The organism is Pandoraea pneumonica (assembly GCF_902459645.1).
GTDB classification, from domain to species: Bacteria; Pseudomonadota; Gammaproteobacteria; order Burkholderiales; family Burkholderiaceae; genus Pandoraea; species Pandoraea pneumonica.
Genome location: NZ_CABPSK010000001.1, coordinates 458,659 through 475,032, shown reverse-complemented (window position 1 = coordinate 475,032; position 16,374 = coordinate 458,659). Strand labels below are relative to the sequence as shown.

General features: G+C 62.5%; 11 protein-coding genes. 4 read left to right on the top strand and 7 right to left on the bottom strand.

All coding sequences use genetic code 11. From position 1 onward, the window contains the following. Window positions 1–77 precede the first annotated feature (77 nt). From PPN31114_RS02140 to astD, 4 genes are all read right to left on the bottom strand, one after another. Complete coding sequence (locus PPN31114_RS02140) at window positions 78–380, bottom strand: DUF1488 family protein (protein WP_150677848.1); 303 nt, start codon at window positions 378–380, stop codon at window positions 78–80. Between the two features lie 209 nt (window positions 381–589). Beyond that, window positions 590–1,156 carry an NADPH-dependent FMN reductase gene (locus PPN31114_RS02135; RefSeq protein ID WP_150677847.1) on the bottom strand — a complete coding sequence of 189 codons (567 nt, stop codon included), beginning with the start codon at window positions 1,154–1,156 and terminating at the stop codon, window positions 590–592. Between the two features lie 90 nt (window positions 1,157–1,246). Then, window positions 1,247–2,608 carry an N-succinylarginine dihydrolase gene (gene astB, locus PPN31114_RS02130; protein ID WP_150677846.1) on the bottom strand — a complete coding sequence of 454 codons (1,362 nt, stop codon included), beginning with the start codon at window positions 2,606–2,608 and terminating at the stop codon, window positions 1,247–1,249. A 76-nt stretch (window positions 2,609–2,684) separates the two neighbouring features. After that, the gene (gene astD / locus PPN31114_RS02125) at window positions 2,685–4,175 is read right to left on the bottom strand and encodes a succinylglutamate-semialdehyde dehydrogenase (protein ID WP_150677845.1); all 1,491 of its coding nucleotides are present in this window, start codon (window positions 4,173–4,175) and stop codon (window positions 2,685–2,687) included. Between the two features lie 290 nt (window positions 4,176–4,465). Here astD and astE point away from each other — a divergent pair, with 290 nt between their 5' ends. The 3 genes from astE to ydiK all read left to right on the top strand — a co-directional run bounded on the left by astE (window position 4,466) and on the right by ydiK (window position 8,779). Next, a complete protein-coding gene (gene astE, locus PPN31114_RS02120) occupies window positions 4,466–5,518 on the top strand; it encodes a succinylglutamate desuccinylase (RefSeq protein WP_150677844.1) in 1,053 nt (350 codons plus the stop codon). Window positions 5,519–5,678: 160 nt separating this feature from the next. Next, window positions 5,679–7,406, top strand: a complete 1,728-nt coding sequence (locus tag PPN31114_RS02115) for a hypothetical protein (RefSeq protein WP_150677843.1) — start codon at window positions 5,679–5,681, stop codon at window positions 7,404–7,406. Window positions 7,407–7,591: 185 nt separating this feature from the next. Then, entirely contained in the window at window positions 7,592–8,779 is a 1,188-nt protein-coding gene (gene ydiK, locus PPN31114_RS02110; RefSeq protein WP_150677842.1) for an AI-2E family transporter YdiK, read from the top strand. Between the two features lie 462 nt (window positions 8,780–9,241). Here ydiK and fahA read toward each other — a convergent pair whose 3' ends face one another. Then, complete coding sequence (gene fahA, locus PPN31114_RS02105; RefSeq protein WP_150677841.1) at window positions 9,242–10,519, bottom strand: fumarylacetoacetase; 1,278 nt, start codon at window positions 10,517–10,519, stop codon at window positions 9,242–9,244. A gap of 100 nt (window positions 10,520–10,619) precedes the next feature. Further along, window positions 10,620–11,957 (bottom strand): homogentisate 1,2-dioxygenase, encoded by a 1,338-nt coding sequence (hmgA, locus tag PPN31114_RS02100; protein WP_150677840.1) that lies wholly within the window; start codon window positions 11,955–11,957, stop codon window positions 10,620–10,622. Between the two features lie 113 nt (window positions 11,958–12,070). On the opposite strand from hmgA, the gene PPN31114_RS02095 reads away from it, so the two are divergent. Continuing rightward, a complete protein-coding gene (locus tag PPN31114_RS02095) occupies window positions 12,071–12,976 on the top strand; it encodes a LysR family transcriptional regulator (RefSeq protein WP_150677839.1) in 906 nt (301 codons plus the stop codon). A gap of 15 nt (window positions 12,977–12,991) precedes the next feature. Here the strand turns inward: PPN31114_RS02095 and PPN31114_RS02090 are convergent, their stop codons facing one another. Then, window positions 12,992–16,372 carry an ATP-binding protein gene (locus tag PPN31114_RS02090; protein ID WP_174987583.1) on the bottom strand — a complete coding sequence of 1,127 codons (3,381 nt, stop codon included), beginning with the start codon at window positions 16,370–16,372 and terminating at the stop codon, window positions 12,992–12,994. Window positions 16,373–16,374: the final 2 nt, after the last annotated feature.

Sequence of the window (16,374 nt, the reverse complement as noted above, 5' to 3'; positions counted from 1 at the left end):
TCGGAGTTTGACGGAGATCAAGCGAGATGGCCGCCGGTCGCCGTTTTCGGCACCGACGGCACGTGGGGCGCTGCGCGTTAGCGACGGGCTTCTTGCCGCTTGGCTTCCCTCACCCAGCGGAAATGGCCGCTGCGCAGCAGCACCGGGCCGGCAAGGCCCATGGAGAGGTAGCGCCGGGCAAGCGCTTCGATGTCGTTGCGACCGTGTTCGAACGCGTGCAACAAGTCGTCAGCCCGGGCCGAATAGGCGCCGAAGTGGTCTTCGAGCGCCTCAGCCGACACCGCGCAATCGATGTGTCGACCGTTCACGCGCACGGCGAACTCGATCGTCAGATCTTCGCAATTGAACACGGGGCCGTATTCCGGAAAATGAATTGGCATGGCGGCACCCCTAGTTAGCGAAATGACGCGATTGACGTGTCGGCCGACACGTTGCATCCAGCATAGTGCATCGCTGGCCAATCCGCGAAACGTCTCGCTTATCGGTTCGTCAATTCCGATTTAGGAAGGTTCGCCCGCCGTGTCAATTGCAGCAGTTACATTAAATCATCAACATAATTCCCTGATTTATCGTAACTATCTGCCCCAGTTCACTTGCTAGGCTTGGCCTCGTTCAGAAACGCGACGAAGCCTGCAAGGAATTCTGTGAGTTGTTTTCGCACGGCGTCGTCCTGCAAATTGCCGTCGGCATCGATGACTTGATTCGCGTGCGACACCATCATCCGGCCTTGCCACCATGGCGTAGTTTGCAGCGTGCGCAGTACCGGCAACCAAGCGTTCTGACTGAGGATGGTGCCGAACCCGCCGGGTGACGCGCCCATGAGCGCAACCGGCTTGTTGCGGAACACTCGCGCGCTATCGGCAGGCGGGCGCGATAGCCAATCGACCGCATTCTTGAACACCCCCGGCATGCCGTTGTTGTACTCCGGTGTCACCAGCAACAGGCCGTCCGCTTGCGCGATCGCGTCTTTAAGCGTGGTCACGGCGGCGGGAATGCCATCGCTCGCCTCCAGATCGCCGTCGTACAGCGGAATGCCGTGCAGAGTGTGAACTTCGAGCGTTACGCCCGCCGGTGCTGCCGCTTTCGCGGCGTGCAGCAATGCGGTGTTGTAAGAACCTTTGCGCAGGCTTCCAGACACGCCAACGATAGTGGTCATGAGCACGACTCCTTGAAATGGACCAGATAGACGAGATGGACGAGAGCGACAAATCGAGCGCAGCGGATGAGGCAGCCGTCGCGTCGCGCCTCAGCCGCCAAGTTGGAACGGATACAGGCTGCCCAGCCCCAGCAGCCGGGTGAGTTCGTCGAGCGCTGTGCGGCACTCGTTCAACAATGCCGGGTCGGCCAAATCGGCCACTGCCAGACGGTCGCGATAGTGACGCTTGACCCACTCGGTCAGCACCGCATAGCGCGTATCGTCGATCCACAGCCCCGGATGGGTGGCAGCGCGCTCCGCTTCGGTGAGCACCACACGGAGTCGCAGACATGCCGGACCGCCGCCATTTCGCATGCTCTCTCGCAAGTCGAAGACTTGTAACTCGCGAATCGGACCGCCACTCGCCACCAGCGATTCGAGATAGCGCCAGACGGCCGGACGCTCCCGGCATTCCTGCGGGACCACCAGCCGCATGCCGCCGCCCGCCTCGGGCGAACGCGCGAGCAACTGGCTGTTAAACAGATACGAGCCGACCGTGTCCTCGATCGAGACGTCGGCGCTCGACACTTCCACCACCTGAAGCTCGCTGCCTTGCGCGGCAAGACGCTCACGAAGCGTCGCCAGCACCGCTTGTTGATCGACAAACGCCTGTTCGTGGCAGAACAGCACGTTGCCGTTACCGACGGCAATCACGTCGTTGTGAAAAACGCCCGCATCGATGGCGTCGGGATGTTGCTGGGCAAACACGACCGCGTCGTCTGCCAGCCCGTGCCGCCGCGCGATGGCCTGGCTCGCCTGCAACGTCTGACGCGCCGGAAAGCGCTGCGGCGCGGGCGCGCTGGCGAGATCGTCGCGGCCATAGACGAAGAATTCGACGCCGCGCTCGCCATACGCCCCACAAAAACGCGTATGGTTCGCGGCACCTTCGTCGCCCAACGACGGCCAGCCCGGCAGCGCGTCGTGATGCGCGAAACGGCGCGTGTCGGGAAACGCCGCACGCAACACACGCGAGGTCGTTTCATGCTCGATCGCCCGGTGCAACTTGCTGCACAGATTCGCCGGAGTGAAGTGCACGCGGCCGTCTGCCGTATCCGCTGAAGGGCTGACGGTGGCGGCGTTGGCCGTCCACATACTCGCCGCCGAGCAGGCCGCGCCCAACAGCGCCGGGGCCGTTTTCGCAGCCTCGCGAATGACGGCGTGATCGTCCCCGGAAAACCCCAGCGTGCGCAGCAACCCCACCGACGGGCGCTCCTGCGGCGGCAACACTCCCTGCGCATAGCCGAGATCGGCGAGCGCTTTCATCTTGGCAAGCCCCTGCAACGCGGCCTCGCGCGGGTTCGACACCCGATTCGCGTTGTTGGCCGACGCCACGTTACCGAACGACAACCCTGCATAGTTGTGCGTGGGACCGACCAGTCCGTCGAAGTTGGCTTCGATGGCAATACGCGTCATGAGCAAATCCTGAAGAGGCAAAGAGAGAGAAGGTAGCGCCGCGAGGCGATCGCGCTGGTGCGTTGCGTTGGCACTGTCATGCCGCCGCGAAGTCCAGCCCGGGGTTCAGCCGCTCGGGGAGCGCCGCGCCCGGCGACTCCATCGAGGCGATCGGATACGCGCAATAGTCTGCGGCGTACCACGCACTTGGCCGGTGGTTGCCCGAAGCGCCGACACCACCGAACGGTGCGGCCCCCGCCGCCCCTGTCGTCGGCCGATTCCAGTTGACGATACCTGCGCGTATTTCGGCGAGAAACTGCGCATATCGCGCCGGATCGTCCGATACCAGCCCGGCGGCGAGCCCGTAACGCGTGCGATTGGCCAGCGCGATGGCCTCGTCGAAAGTGTCGTAGCGCAGCACCTGCAACAGCGGGCCGAAGTACTCCTCGTCGGGCAAGGCGTCGCGAGCGGCGAGCGGCGTGACATCGATCAGCCCCGGGGTGAGGCGCGCGGTGCGGCTGTCGGGTTGCGCCAGCGGCAAAATGGCCGTCGCCCCCAAGGCCATCAATTCCGCTTGCGCTGCGGTCATTCGGCGGGCGGCTTGCAGAGAGACCACCGCCCCCATGAACGGCTGCGGTTCCGCATCGTAGCGGCCCACGCTGATACGACGCGTAATAAACGCCAGGCGCTCGATGAAGGCTTCCCCCGCTGCGCCCCGTGGCACGAACAGACGCCGGGCACACGTGCACCGTTGCCCGGCCGAGAGGAATGCCGACTGAATTGCGATGTGAATGGCGGCGTCCTGGCGCGCTGCGTCGGCGGGGACTTCCACGATCAGCGGATTGTTTCCGCCCATCTCCAGCGCCAGCATCTTGTCCGGCCGACCCGCGAGCTGCTGATGTAACGCGCGCCCGGTGGCCGAACTGCCTGTGAAACACAAACCGTCGATGCCGTCGTGGGCGGCCAGCGCGACACCGGTGTCGCGCCCGCCCTGCACCAGATTCAGGACACCCGCAGGCAACCCCGCGTCGATCCAGCATTGCAGCGTGCGCTGTGCGACACCCGGCGCGAGTTCACTCGGCTTGAACACCACCGTGTTGCCCGCCAGCAGCGCGGGAACGATATGGCCGTTGGGGAGATGCCCCGGAAAGTTGTATGGGCCGAAGACCGCCATCACGCCGTGCGCGCGGTGGCGCACCACGTTCTCGCCATCGGCGGCCGGGCTGCGCCGTTCGCCGGTGCGCTCCTGATACGCCTTAGCCGAATGGCCCACTTTTGCCGCCATCGTGGCGACTTCCGTGCGCGCTTCCCACAAGGGCTTGCCCGTCTCGCGGCCAATGGCATCGGCGAGCGTTTCGGTATTGGCCGTGACATTGGCAGCGAAGCGTTGCAGCACCGCCAAACGCTCGTCGACGCTGAGTCGGCCCCAGTCGCGTTGCGCGCGGCGAGCGGCCTGCACAGCGGCATCGACGTCGTGGCGGTCAGCCGCGTTGCCGTGCCAGACCACATCGCCCGACATCGGATCGAGCGATTGAAATTTGGCGCCGTTACCGGCACGCCAGACACCGTCGAGATACAAATCGGCCATGAGCGACAATCCCCGAGGCAACGCCCCATCGTGCGGCGTTCGATGCGGCTCATGATGACACGGATTCGTCAGCCGGAACAATGTGCGCAGCACACAACGCCGCGCAAAGCCGCGCCCCACGGGCGTTTGCAATGTCACACTGCGAACACGCAAGCGTCACGCATAGAATACGAAGCTGTATTCGGCCGCCCCACGTCTAAAGAAAGGCCGAAAGAAGTTGAATGACACCGATAGCGCTTTTTTTGGCCGCTTTCGGTGCGCTTTAAGTAGCTACCGAGGAGATTTTCACGATGACCGATGCCAACCGTTCCGCCCTGCGTCACTGGCTCAGCGATGTTCGCGATGCCAACCGCAATGGGCACGATTCGAACCATGGGGGCGACACCGCCCAAGGCATCGACGCTTGTGGTGTGCGCTGGAAACGGCACGCCGAAGGGGTGCTTGAACTCACCCCTGCCGACACGAACGCCGGGCGCTTTGATGCCGTGCTTTCGTGTGGCATTCACGGCGACGAGACAGCGCCGATCGAAATTGTGGACGGCATTTTGCGCGATATCGCCGATGGCAAGCTCACGCTACGCGAGCGTGTCCTCGTCATTCTCGGCAACCCCGATGCCGTGCGCGCGGGCAAGCGCTACCTCGACTACGATCTGAACCGGCTGTTTCAGGGCGCACATGCCAAGCGCGCCGAGTCGCCTGCGGTGCAGCGAGCGCGTGAGCTCGAAGTGATCGTCGCCCAGTATTTCGATGCCGACGTCGACGGCAAACCTGCGCGTCGCCTGCGTCGCCATGTCGATATGCATACGGCGATTCGCCCTTCGCTTTTCCAGCGCTTTGCGGTGGTGCCAAATACGGCCGAAACGACACAGTCGGACGCGTGGATCGATACGCTAGCGGCGGCTGACATCGAGGCCGTGATGCTCACCGACCAGCCGTCGGTCACGTTCTCGTATTTCACTTGTGCACGTTTCGGTGCCGAGAGTTGCACGCTGGAGTTGGGCAAGGTCGAGCCGTTCGGGCAAAACCGATTGGAGGATTTCGCAGGGATCGATGCCGCGTTGCGGCGCTGGTTATCCGGCGGCGAGATGGCGGCGCGCGATGACGGGGAAATCAAACGTGCGGAGCGCTTTCGCGTGGCCGCAGAGATCGTTCGCCGCACGAACGCCTTTGTGCTCGACGTGCCTGCCGACACACCGAATTTCACGCCGTACACGGCAGGCACCGTGCTCGCCCGCGACGGCGAAAACACCTACACGGTGTCGCACCCCGTAGAGCGCATCGTCTTCCCGAATCCGAACGTGGCAAATGGGTTGCGCGCGGGGGTGATGGTGGTACCGGCGTGACGGTGCCGGGCGGTGCAATGCCGCCACTACGCACACACGCGAAGTAACGGCTTCAAACGCCTGTCCGGCTGTCGTCGCGAGAAGCGGTTGCACGTACCATCGCCCGCTTCTTGACTCTGACAGGGCCTGACGGCCAGCTCGGCCAAAGGGGGTCGCGCTGGTGGCGTCGGCCGCCGATTTCATGCCCGCTAATACGTTTTCGACGCAAACTCCCCACGCAGCGATCACGGCACGCACCGATGCTCGAAACACCATCTCACACCAAAGTCCCGCCGCATCGACCATTTCCGGTGATCTGCGAGAAACGCGGAACATTCCCCCGACGCTAGATCAGACCGAAGTCCCAATACTCAAGGCGTTGTCGCTTACGCCCGAGCAGGCAAGGTCTGCGGAAGCCGGTAGAATTTTTCAGTATTTTTGGGGCTACGTTCAGCAGCATTTGGATGACACGACTCCCGTGCCTTCCACCACGCCAGGCCGACAGCCGCCTTGGTTGAACGATTTCAGCAAACATCTGCGGCAAACCGCGGATACGTTGGTAGCGCGTGGCATCAACCTTGCGGAAGTGAAGTGTAGGTTTCAGGCGCTTCTGGCGGACGTGCGTTCAGGCAAGTTGAGGGCATGCATAGCCCGAGGCGGTGTTCGCGATGCGCTTCCCTTCGCCATCGGTTCGTTCGCCGCGTCGCTGCTCGCGACGGGCGCAGAACAAGTTGCCAAGGCCGTCGGCGCCGTGACGTCGCTCATCTGGAGGATTCCAATTTGCGTGGCGAGCGGCATCGTTATCATGCTTGGCAATACCGCTGGCGCGGCCCTTCTCGAGACCTTATTTCCGTCGCTGCGCGACAAGTTGCCACAAACGACACCTGCCCCCGGATTGGAACATCTGAATGCATCGATTCACAACTTATCCCGAGAATGCGCCGTATCATTTTTCTCGTTCGCGGGCTTGTATGGCATGGTACGCAATCCCCTTCGGCTTCTCTTCGAATGTCTCATTTCCAATGACATCATGTCGGGCGGGGCTAGACACATGGTGCACGCCGCCCTCGAAGTCCCGCTAGCGATTGTGGGCGCGCCGCTTCGCGCGTGCCTCGACCACTTACGCATGTCGGAGAACAATGCAGCCACAGAAATTCTGCTGCAAGACAACCTCGCGGATTTACTGACGAATGACCCGGCCGCCGACGCTAGCGAAGTGTCGCGATTCGCAGCGTTTCGCGCGCGCTTTTCCAAGAGTTTCTTTTCACTACCAACTGCCAGTCTCTGCGGTCTGCTCATCGCCGCGTTTGCGTGGATCGAGTGGGGCAGCGATGTTACGGACCGCGCAAACACCAACATCTGGGAGCGAATACTTCTGAATCTGTTGGACTTTTTTTGGGTTTATGGAATCATTGGCGTCCTGCTTCAAATAATAGCGAGCAGTGCGCGAAACCTTGCCATCTCAACGGCTGACCAGCGGCGCGAAACCGAACGGCATACACCGACGGCCAACGTAGAACGAGGCGCAATTGCTGTCACCCGGGGTTCGCCTAAACAGCCCCGAATTAGCGTCATTTCGCGAGACTCTGGAATTCTCGGTTCCCAGGGCGATTTGCAAAACATGGCATGGCAGCACGGCGGTGAACCGTGGCAATTCCCTTCGCACCGGGCCAGTTTTTCGGCTGACTCCGTGTTCGGATCGCCATCGAGCACCCCGCCGGAGACGCCACCTCATCAGAGGCCAACCGACGCCGCTCCGTTTGCGCCAGCCAACCGTATGGGTCATAAAAGACGCGTAAGCGTTTCTAAGAAACAGCACCTTGGCCCGTTGCCGGAAGCCGTCACCGCCGTGTCCGATTCACTGCCTGATGATGGCCAGCCCTTGCCGGATCGCCGCCAGCATCACTGATCGCGCATTGGGCCACCTCACGCCGTGGTGGTGCGAGGCGCGGTAGACTGGCGCCACGTCACAAGGAAGCCACGCACTTGCCGTACCTTCGCCCGCGTGGCATCTTGCTTGCGAGACGTACGTTCTGCGTTCGACCGCCGTGCCCGATTCGCGGCACGGCCCGCTTTCCCCCTTCCGGAGTGCTTATGCTATCCATGACGCCGAGCGAACTCGCCCGAAATCTGCTGATCATCCTGGTACTCAGCCTGCTGATGATCGGCACGTTGTGGGTACTGCTGCCGTTCCTGCCCGCCTTCATCTGGGCAGTGACCATCGTGGCGTCCACCTGGCCGCTGCTCATCGGCCTGCAACGCCGCCTCTGGCGACGCCGTTGGTTGGCGACTACGGTGATGATCTTCGGCATGTTGATCATCGTCGTCGCGCCGCTCACTGCCGCAGTCGGCACACTCATCGGCCATGCCTCCGATATCAGTCAGCAAGTGCAGTCCATCGGTGAGCGTGGCCTGCCGATGCCGCCGGACTGGCTGTCGCATATCCCCGTCATTGGGGAACGCGCTAGCGAAGAATGGCAAGCGCTGGCGGCGGCGGGCCCCGGCGGGCTCGTGGCCAAGATTCAGCCGTATGCCGTGAAAGGCGCTACGTGGGCGTTTTCGAAGCTCGGCTCAGTCGGTCTGCTGTTCGTCCACCTTGGCTTGACCCTCATCATCTCGGCCATCCTCTTTATGCAAGGCGAACGCGCCGGACGCGCGCTGATCCGCATTGCGCGCCGGTTAGGGGGCGATCGGGGCGAAGAGGCGGTGAGGCTCGCCGGTATGTCGATTCGCGCCGTGGCACTGGGCATCGTGGTCACGGCAGTGACGCAATCGTTGCTGGGCGGCATCGGCCTTTGGGTGACCGGCGTACCGTTGCCTGGCTTCCTCACGGCGCTGATGTTCGTCCTCTGTATTGCGCAAATCGGGCCGTTCCCGGTACTGCTGTCGAGCGTGGCGTGGCTTTACTGGCAAGACAGTCCGACGCTTGCGACGTTGTTGCTGGTGCTGTCTGTGATCATCGGCATGCTCGACAACGTGATGCGGCCAATGCTGATCAAGCGAGGCGCCGATCTGCCGATGACATTGATTCTGGCGGGTGTGCTGGGCGGCATGCTCAGCTTCGGCATCGTCGGCCTCTTTGTCGGCCCGGTGATTTTAGCGGTGACCTATACGCTGTTGATGGCGTGGATCAACGAGGGGCTCAACCGCCCGGCCACCGCCCCCAGCGGAGCGCCGCTGACCACGCCCGCAAGCGCTTCGTCAGGTGTCAGTACGTCGACTAATGCCCCAGCGGGCAAAACAACCAACGTGCCTGCCGCCGACGCCGATAAGGGCGTGTGAGGAACGCAAGAAATGCGTTAAGCGCAAGAAATGCAAAAGGTGCCGTCGACGCGGGTCGATCGGCACCTTTTCTTTTGCGGGCTCACTCGGGGTAACGGCGCTCGAGTCACCGGTTTTTCGGACGGCTTCACCTGTCGCAACGATCGCCTGCGTGGCTAAATGACTTCCATCATCCGTTCTCGGGAGTCACCCAATGTCCCACGCCACGCCAGCCGCGCCGATCCACACTCTTCCGCATCCCTCGCAGCCCGCCACCCAAACCACCAAGCCGCCAGCAAAGCGCTCGTTGCGCGTGCCAAAGCGAGCCCGTCTGGGCGATATGCCGCTACTGCGTCGTGTCGGCAACGAACTGGCATACACGCCAACACGCTGCCGAGTCATGGCAAGCGGCATCCCCATGCGCCGCAACCCTTGGTGGGAGCGTCTGCCAACGGCTGAGGCACTCGCCGCAGCCGCGCAAGCTCAGCGGGCTTTGGCCGGCAAAATCTTGCCGGAGACTTCGCCAAACCCGACGCGATAACCGTCGCCCTGGCACCAGCCCGCCATGACCACCGTGTCGCCATCTTCGATGAAGGTACGCTTCGCACCGCCAGCGAGCGTGAGCGGGTTCTTACCGTTCCACGTGAGTTCGAGCAGGCTGCCGAACGAATCGGGCGTCGGACCGCTGATCGTGCCGGAGCCCATCAGATCGCCCACACGCACATTGCAGCCGGACACCGTGTGGTGGGCGAACTGCTGCGCCATGCTCCAGTACATATGACGGAAGTTCGTGCGGCAAATCGTCGTCGCCTGCGTGTCGGTCTCGGCTTGCAGCAGCACTTCGAGTTCGATGTCGAACGCGTGCTTGCCCTGCTGTTGCAGGTACGACACCGGTTGCGGGGTCTGCTCGGGGCCAGCGACGCGGAACGGTTCGAGCGCCTCCATCGTCACCACCCAAGGCGAGATCGACGTGCCGAACGTCTTCGCGTTGAACGGGCCAAGCGGTACGTATTCCCACTGTTGCAGATCGCGGGCCGACCAATCGTTGAGCAGCACCATGCCGAAAATCGCGGCCTCGGCGGCTTCGACGTCGAGCGTGTCGCCCAGCGCCGTCTCGCGTCCGACGATGAAGCCAGTTTCGAGTTCGAAGTCGAGCTTGCGGCACGCGTCGAAGATCGGGCGCGGTTGATCCGGCAACTTGATCTGCCCGTTCGGACGATGAATCTCGGTACCGCTCACCACCACGGAGCTCGCGCGGCCGTTATAGCCGATCGGAATTTCAAGCCAGTTCGGCAGCAGCGCGTTGGCCGGATCGCGGAACATGGTGCCCACGTTCGTGGCGTGTTCTTTCGACGAGTAGAAGTCGGTGTAACCCGGCACTTGCACCGGCAGATGCAGCGTCGCGTCTGCGAGCGGCACCAGCGCCTGCGCACGCAGCGTTGCGTTATCGCGCAATGCGGCGTCGCCATCGGCGGCGAGCAGCGCCGTGAGGCGAGCGCGCGTGGCTTGCCATACCGGGCGGCCGAGTGCCACGAAGGCGTTGATCGACGGCTGCGAGAACACCGCGGTGCCATTGCCCGGCGTCAAGAGACCAGCGGCTTCGAGGGCAGCGAGATCGAGCACCTGATCGCCGATCGCGACACCGACGCGCAATGCGGCCTGGGACGGGGTGCTGAACACGCCGTACGGCAGGTTTTGGAGCGGGAAGTCCGTCGTGCCGGTGTTGGCGGACGCGAGCCAGCTTTGCAGGAGTTGAGACATGAAGAAATCCTTGTTCGTGGTAATGCGCAGGCCCACAGCCGCACAACGGTGCGCGGCGTGGGCCGTCTCGAGGTTGGGTGAAGTTGCGGTGCGGGTCCGCTTACTTCTGATTCGGGTTGAAGTGCTTTTTCAGACCTTGCCAGCAGGTGTAGTAGTTGTCCTGCAACTGCTTGGTCTGCAACGCGAAGCGCGTCGGGCGAATGACGGCCGGCGTCTCGAACATGAACGCCATCGTGGCGTCGACCTTGTGCGGCTTGCTCGTGTCGGCTGCCGACGCCTTTTCGAACGTGTCGGCATCCGGACCGTGGCCCGACATGCAGTTGTGCAGACTCGCGCCGCCCGGCACAAAGCCTTCGGCCTTCGCGTCGTACACACCGTGAATCAGCCCCATGAACTCGCTCGCGATGTTGCGGTGGAACCAAGGCGGGCGGAACGAGTTTTCCATCGCCAGCCAGCGCGGCGGGAAAATCACGAAGTCGATATCGTCCACGCCCGGCGTGTTGCTTTGCGATTGCAGCACCAGGAAGATCGACGGATCCGGGTGGTCGTAGCTGATCGAGCCGATCGTATTGAAACGGCGCAGATCGTACTTGTACGGGACGTAGTTACCGTGCCACGCCACCACATCCAGCGGCGAGTGACCGATATCGGCGCGCCAGAGTTCGCCGCCAAACTTGGCCACCAACTCGAAATCGCCTTCGACGTCCTCGTAGGCCGCCACGGGCGTCAGGAAATCACGCGGATTGGCCAACCCGTTCGAACCGATAGGGCCCAGATCGGGCAGACGCAGAAGCGCGCCGTAGTTCTCGCAAACGTAACCGCGCGCCGTGCCGTCGAGCAGCGTGACGCGAAAACGCACGCCACGAGGCACAACCGCAATCTCGTACGGCTCGACGTCCATGACGCCGAATTCCGTCGCCAGACGCAAACGGCCTTCCTGCGGCACGATCAGCAATTCGCCGTCGGCGTTATAGAAAAAGCGGCCTTCCATCGACTGGTTGGCGGCATACAAGTGAATGCCGCAACCGCGTTGCCCGTCGGGGCTACCGTTGCCCCCCATGGTGACCATGCCGTCGACAAAGTCGGTCGGTTCGGACGGCATCGGCAGCGGGTCCCAACGCATTTGATTGGGCGGCGCGGCCACTTCGTCGAAGCGGCTCAGCCAGCGCGACTGCTCAATTTCCGTGAACGGCTTGTGCATCGCTGCCGGACGAATGCGATAAACCCACGAGCGGCGATTGTGACCGCGCGGCGCAGTGAAGGCAGTGCCGGAGAGTTGTTCTGCGTAGAGACCGTACGGGGCACGCTGCGGCGAGTTTTGCCCGACAGGCAGCGCGCCGGGCAATGCCTCGGTCGCGAACTCATTGAGGAAGCCAGACAGATAGCCCAGCTCCCCCTGAATCTGGTTGGCTTTCGGGAGGGAATGGATGGAATCCATGGAATGCCTCGTCTCCTGTTATCGAATGCCGCCATTTTCCGACATGCGTGTATATTTTGCGATATAAATAGGTGAATCCACTATATTCATAACGCGAATATTATCCAGGCACTATGATTTCCTTGCGCGATGTCGATTTGAACTTGCTGGTTGTGTTTCATGCGGTGCTCACGCATCGGAGCATTTCGCAGGCGGCCCGCGAACTGGGGTTGTCGCAGCCGGCCGTAAGCAACGGGCTTGCGCGCCTTCGTCAGACGTTCGACGACGAACTGTTCACCCGTACCGGCAATGGCATGCAGCCCACGCCGTTTGCGGAGGCATTGGCCGAGCCGGTTTCGGCTGCGCTCGCGGGCATCTCGCGGGCCATCAATCACCGTGAAGCGTTCGATCCGGCCACCAGTCAGCGCGAGTTCACGCTGGCGATGACCGATGTCGGCGAGGTGTATTTCATGCCGACGTTGATCGATCTGTGCACCCAGTTGGCGCCAAGCGTGCGATTGAGCACCGTGCGTGCCGCCCTGCCCGATCTCAAGGAAGCCATGGCGGCCGGGCGCATCGATCTTGCCATCGGGGCATTCGACGACCTGACCGGTCCGTTTTACCAACGGCGGTTGTTTCGCCAACAGTATGTGAGCATGTTCCGCGTCGGCCATGCGCTTGACCGTCCCGAGGCGGGTTTAGCGGATTTTCAGGCGGCGCGGCATCTCTTTGTGACCACGGGTGACAACCCGTACGCGCGGGTCAATCAGTTGCTGGCGCAAGCGGGTTTCGGTGCCGATGCCAACTTCTGGGTGCCGCACTTCATCGCCGTGCCGTACGTCGTGAGTGTCAATGACCTTGTCGTCACCGTGCCGCAGAAATTCGCGGAGCGCGCGGCCGCACCGTTCGGCCTGCGCTTCGTCAAACCACCTGTGCGTTTACCGGCATTACAGACGAATGTGTTTTGGCATCGCCGCTACCATCAGGACGCTGGCAATCAATGGCTCCGACAACTCGTGTCGGAGCATTTTGTGGAATAGCGGGAACGGTCGGGTTCACGCGTCGCTGGTAATCGCGTGCCCTTGCGCACGCAGCCAATCGTTCCATGCGGTTTCCAGCACGTCGAACGATGCGCGAATTTGCCCTGCGGACGCCTGCGGTGCGAGATGTTCGAGTTGTGCCGCGTGCGACGCCAACGAGGCCAGTCCGAACGACATGAACCCGCCACGCAGTCGGTGTGCCGAATGCCGCAACGTATCACGCGACAAATCCGTCAGTGCTGTGCGGCAGTCTTCGATGTCCTGATCGGTGACGCGAACGAAGGTATCGAGCATGTCGCCAAGCGAGACACCGGCATCTTTCACAAACCCAGCGGCGGCCGATTCATCCGACGTCACCGACGAATCGACGACCGCAGGCAACGGCTCGATCTCATCGCGCAGCGACGGATAACGGGCACGGATGATATCGATGACACGCAGCAGAGAGCCCGCGTCGACCGGCTTGTAGACCACCGCGTCGAAGGGCGACTTCGGCTCACGATCGATGCGAAGCGTGACGTCGGCCGTCGCCACAATGACCGGCACTTGGGGCGCCCGCGCCTTGATTTCGGAGGCCAGCGTATGCCCCGAAATATGCGGCATATTGGCATCGGTGATCACCAGCATGTGCGATTCGCTGTCGAAGGCGTCGAGCGCTTCACGCGGGTCGTTGTAGCAATCGACCATCGCGCCGAGACCTTCCAACTGGCGCGAGAGCAGCATGCCGCTGATCGGATGATCGTCGGTCACCAGCACGTACCAACCCGCTAACGGGCGTGCCCCGGGTTGCGCGCTGCGACTGCGAGGCAGATCGGCCGACGAGGCCAGACCGGGTGCGGGCGAGTAGCCCAGCGCGTCCCAAAGCGCGGCCTGATGCAGCAACGCGATATCGCGAGGCCACGCGCTTGCCTTGGCGGCGGGATTGTCTTGCGGTGTCGACCGCAGGAGATACACTTCGGCGCCCGCCATGCCGCGTACCGGCCATTCGTCCGCGAACATCAGCAAACCGGCATCGCGCGCACGGCCATCGCCGGTCGACCAGGCGACCGCGTCGTCGTAGCGCACCGGCGCATATCCGGCGAAACGGATCAGCGATTCGAGATAGCGATGTCGCCGCGCAAGCGAACTGACATAAGCAAAGGTCTTACCGGTCTGCACGACGGCCGGTGCCTCGGTGTTCGGCGCCCACGGCAAACGCAGCGAAAAATGCATCGTCGTGCCGCGGCCCTCCACGCTGTCGACCTGCAACGTTCCGCCGAGCATGGCGACAAACTGATGCGAGATCGCAAGCCCCAGACCCGTACCGTGCTGCATGCCCGGTTCGTTGGTGCTCTTACCGAACGGGCGGAAGAGATCGGGCAGGTCCCCGGCGGCAATCCCTGCGCCGCTGTCGCTCACCGAGAACACCACGTCGCACCCTTGCGCATCGGCGCGTTCCACCTGAGCGCTGAACGCGACGAAGCCCTGCGTCGTGAACTTGATCGCGTTACCCACCAAATTCGTGACCACTTGGCCAAGCCGGAGGGCGTCGGTATGCACAGCACGCGTCAATTGCGGATCGATCATCCAGTCGAGCGTGAGACCCTGCAAACGCGCCCGGCCGGTAAACGACAGACCGACCGCCTCCAGCTCCTTGAGCAGCGAAAAGTCGCGCGAATTCAGTTCGAAACGCCCCACCTGCATGCGTGAATAATCGAGCAAGTCGTTGATCAGATCGAGCAGATTGCGCGTGGAGCTCTCCATCACATCGACGTAATAACGATGCTCGTCCCCAAGCTTTTGCGCGCTGAGCAGTTCCAACGACGCGAGCGTCCCATATAGCGGCGTGCGCATTTCATGACTGACCGTCGTGAGGAACACGTCTTTGGCCTTGTTGGCGCTCTCGGCCGCCAGTCGCGCCTTGCGCTGTTCCAACTCGAAGCGACGCTGTTCGGTGACATCCGATAGTGTGCCGATCAGCACGGACTGTTCGCGAAACACGGTATCGACAAAGCTCACGGCGTAATGGCGCTCACCGGCATCGTCCGAGACGCTCAGCAAGCGCCGCACCGGACGCGCGACGACACCGCTGTGCAACTGGCGATACATCCGGGTCAGTTCTCCGTCGCCCAACTGCCGCAGCAAATCGACCGTGCCCGCGTAGGCCGGATTGCTCATGACGACCGCCGGTTCGAACGGGTCGATGATGGCCATGCCAACGGGTGCCGTTTCGATCAGCGTTTGTGTGAATGCATCGCGCTCAAGCAGCGCCGTAGTGCGTTTGCGCGCGGGGTCGATAACGCGCTTACGGATGTAGCGCATGGCAGCGAAAACACCGCCCGCGTAAAACAGGAGCAAAAGCGTTGCAACGATCAAAAGCGTCGCGTTGCCCATCAGCAATTCTGCGGGCGACACGGCATAGCGCACAAACCACGGATTGAATGGGAGGTGACGCTCGAAGACGATCCGTTTTCCATCGGTGCGCAACGTCATTTGCGATCCACCGAACAACGGCAGCGTTGCGAGCGTCTTCATATGGCGAGGCGTCGGCAGCGGTGTGCCGGCACTCGCAACGATAATGCCTTCGACGGAAACGAGTTGAAGTGTCTCGCGCGTCTTATCGAGATTGCGCATGCGCGGCGGCACAATCAGTTCCGGCGACATGCTGGTGCCGACGTACAGAATGACGTGCCCTTCGAGATCGCGGATCGGCACGAAGCTCGATACCGTCTTCACGTGAGTCACGGGGTGTTCGTAGTTGTACGTCCAGAACGGACCGTCTTCCTGCCCTAGCGCGCGCGCCTGATAACGCTCAACCTTGTTCATTTCCGCGAGCATCATGCGCGTGTCGCGCTCCAGGTCGGCAGCACTGAACGATTCGCGTCCGAGCGAAGGACGATAGGCGGCAAACGCCCCATCGGGTGAGATCAGGAAGGTTTCATCTTGCGAGTCGAACGGACTCCAGAAGTCGGCGTCGAGTACCATCAGCCGCGCGGTCAGGCGAGCCAGCACCTGTGCACGCTCAGGTGTGATCTCCGCCAGTTTGACGACTTCAAAATCGCCGTCCCACGCCACCCCACCGATGCGAACGGCAGTGCCCGGCTTCAACGCGTTGAGTGGTTGCAACACGCGCTCGCCAAGCAAGCGCGTGGTACCTCCAGGGGGAGCAGAACTTGCCTGCACGGTGCGCGACATCGAGCGCGCCTGCTCGTTGAAGACTTCGAGATCGCGAATTTCGCGCGAGACGGCCGCGAAGAACGACTCGGTCTTCTGACCGCCTTGCCAGAGCGCTCCGAACATGGCGTAGGAAATTGCCGCTGCCCACACCGAAAATCCGAAGAGCAGCGCCAGCACGCCTCCGATACGCAGCAGGCGGCCTGCCACGGCAATGTCACGCGTCATCGTTTGGGCAGGCATGG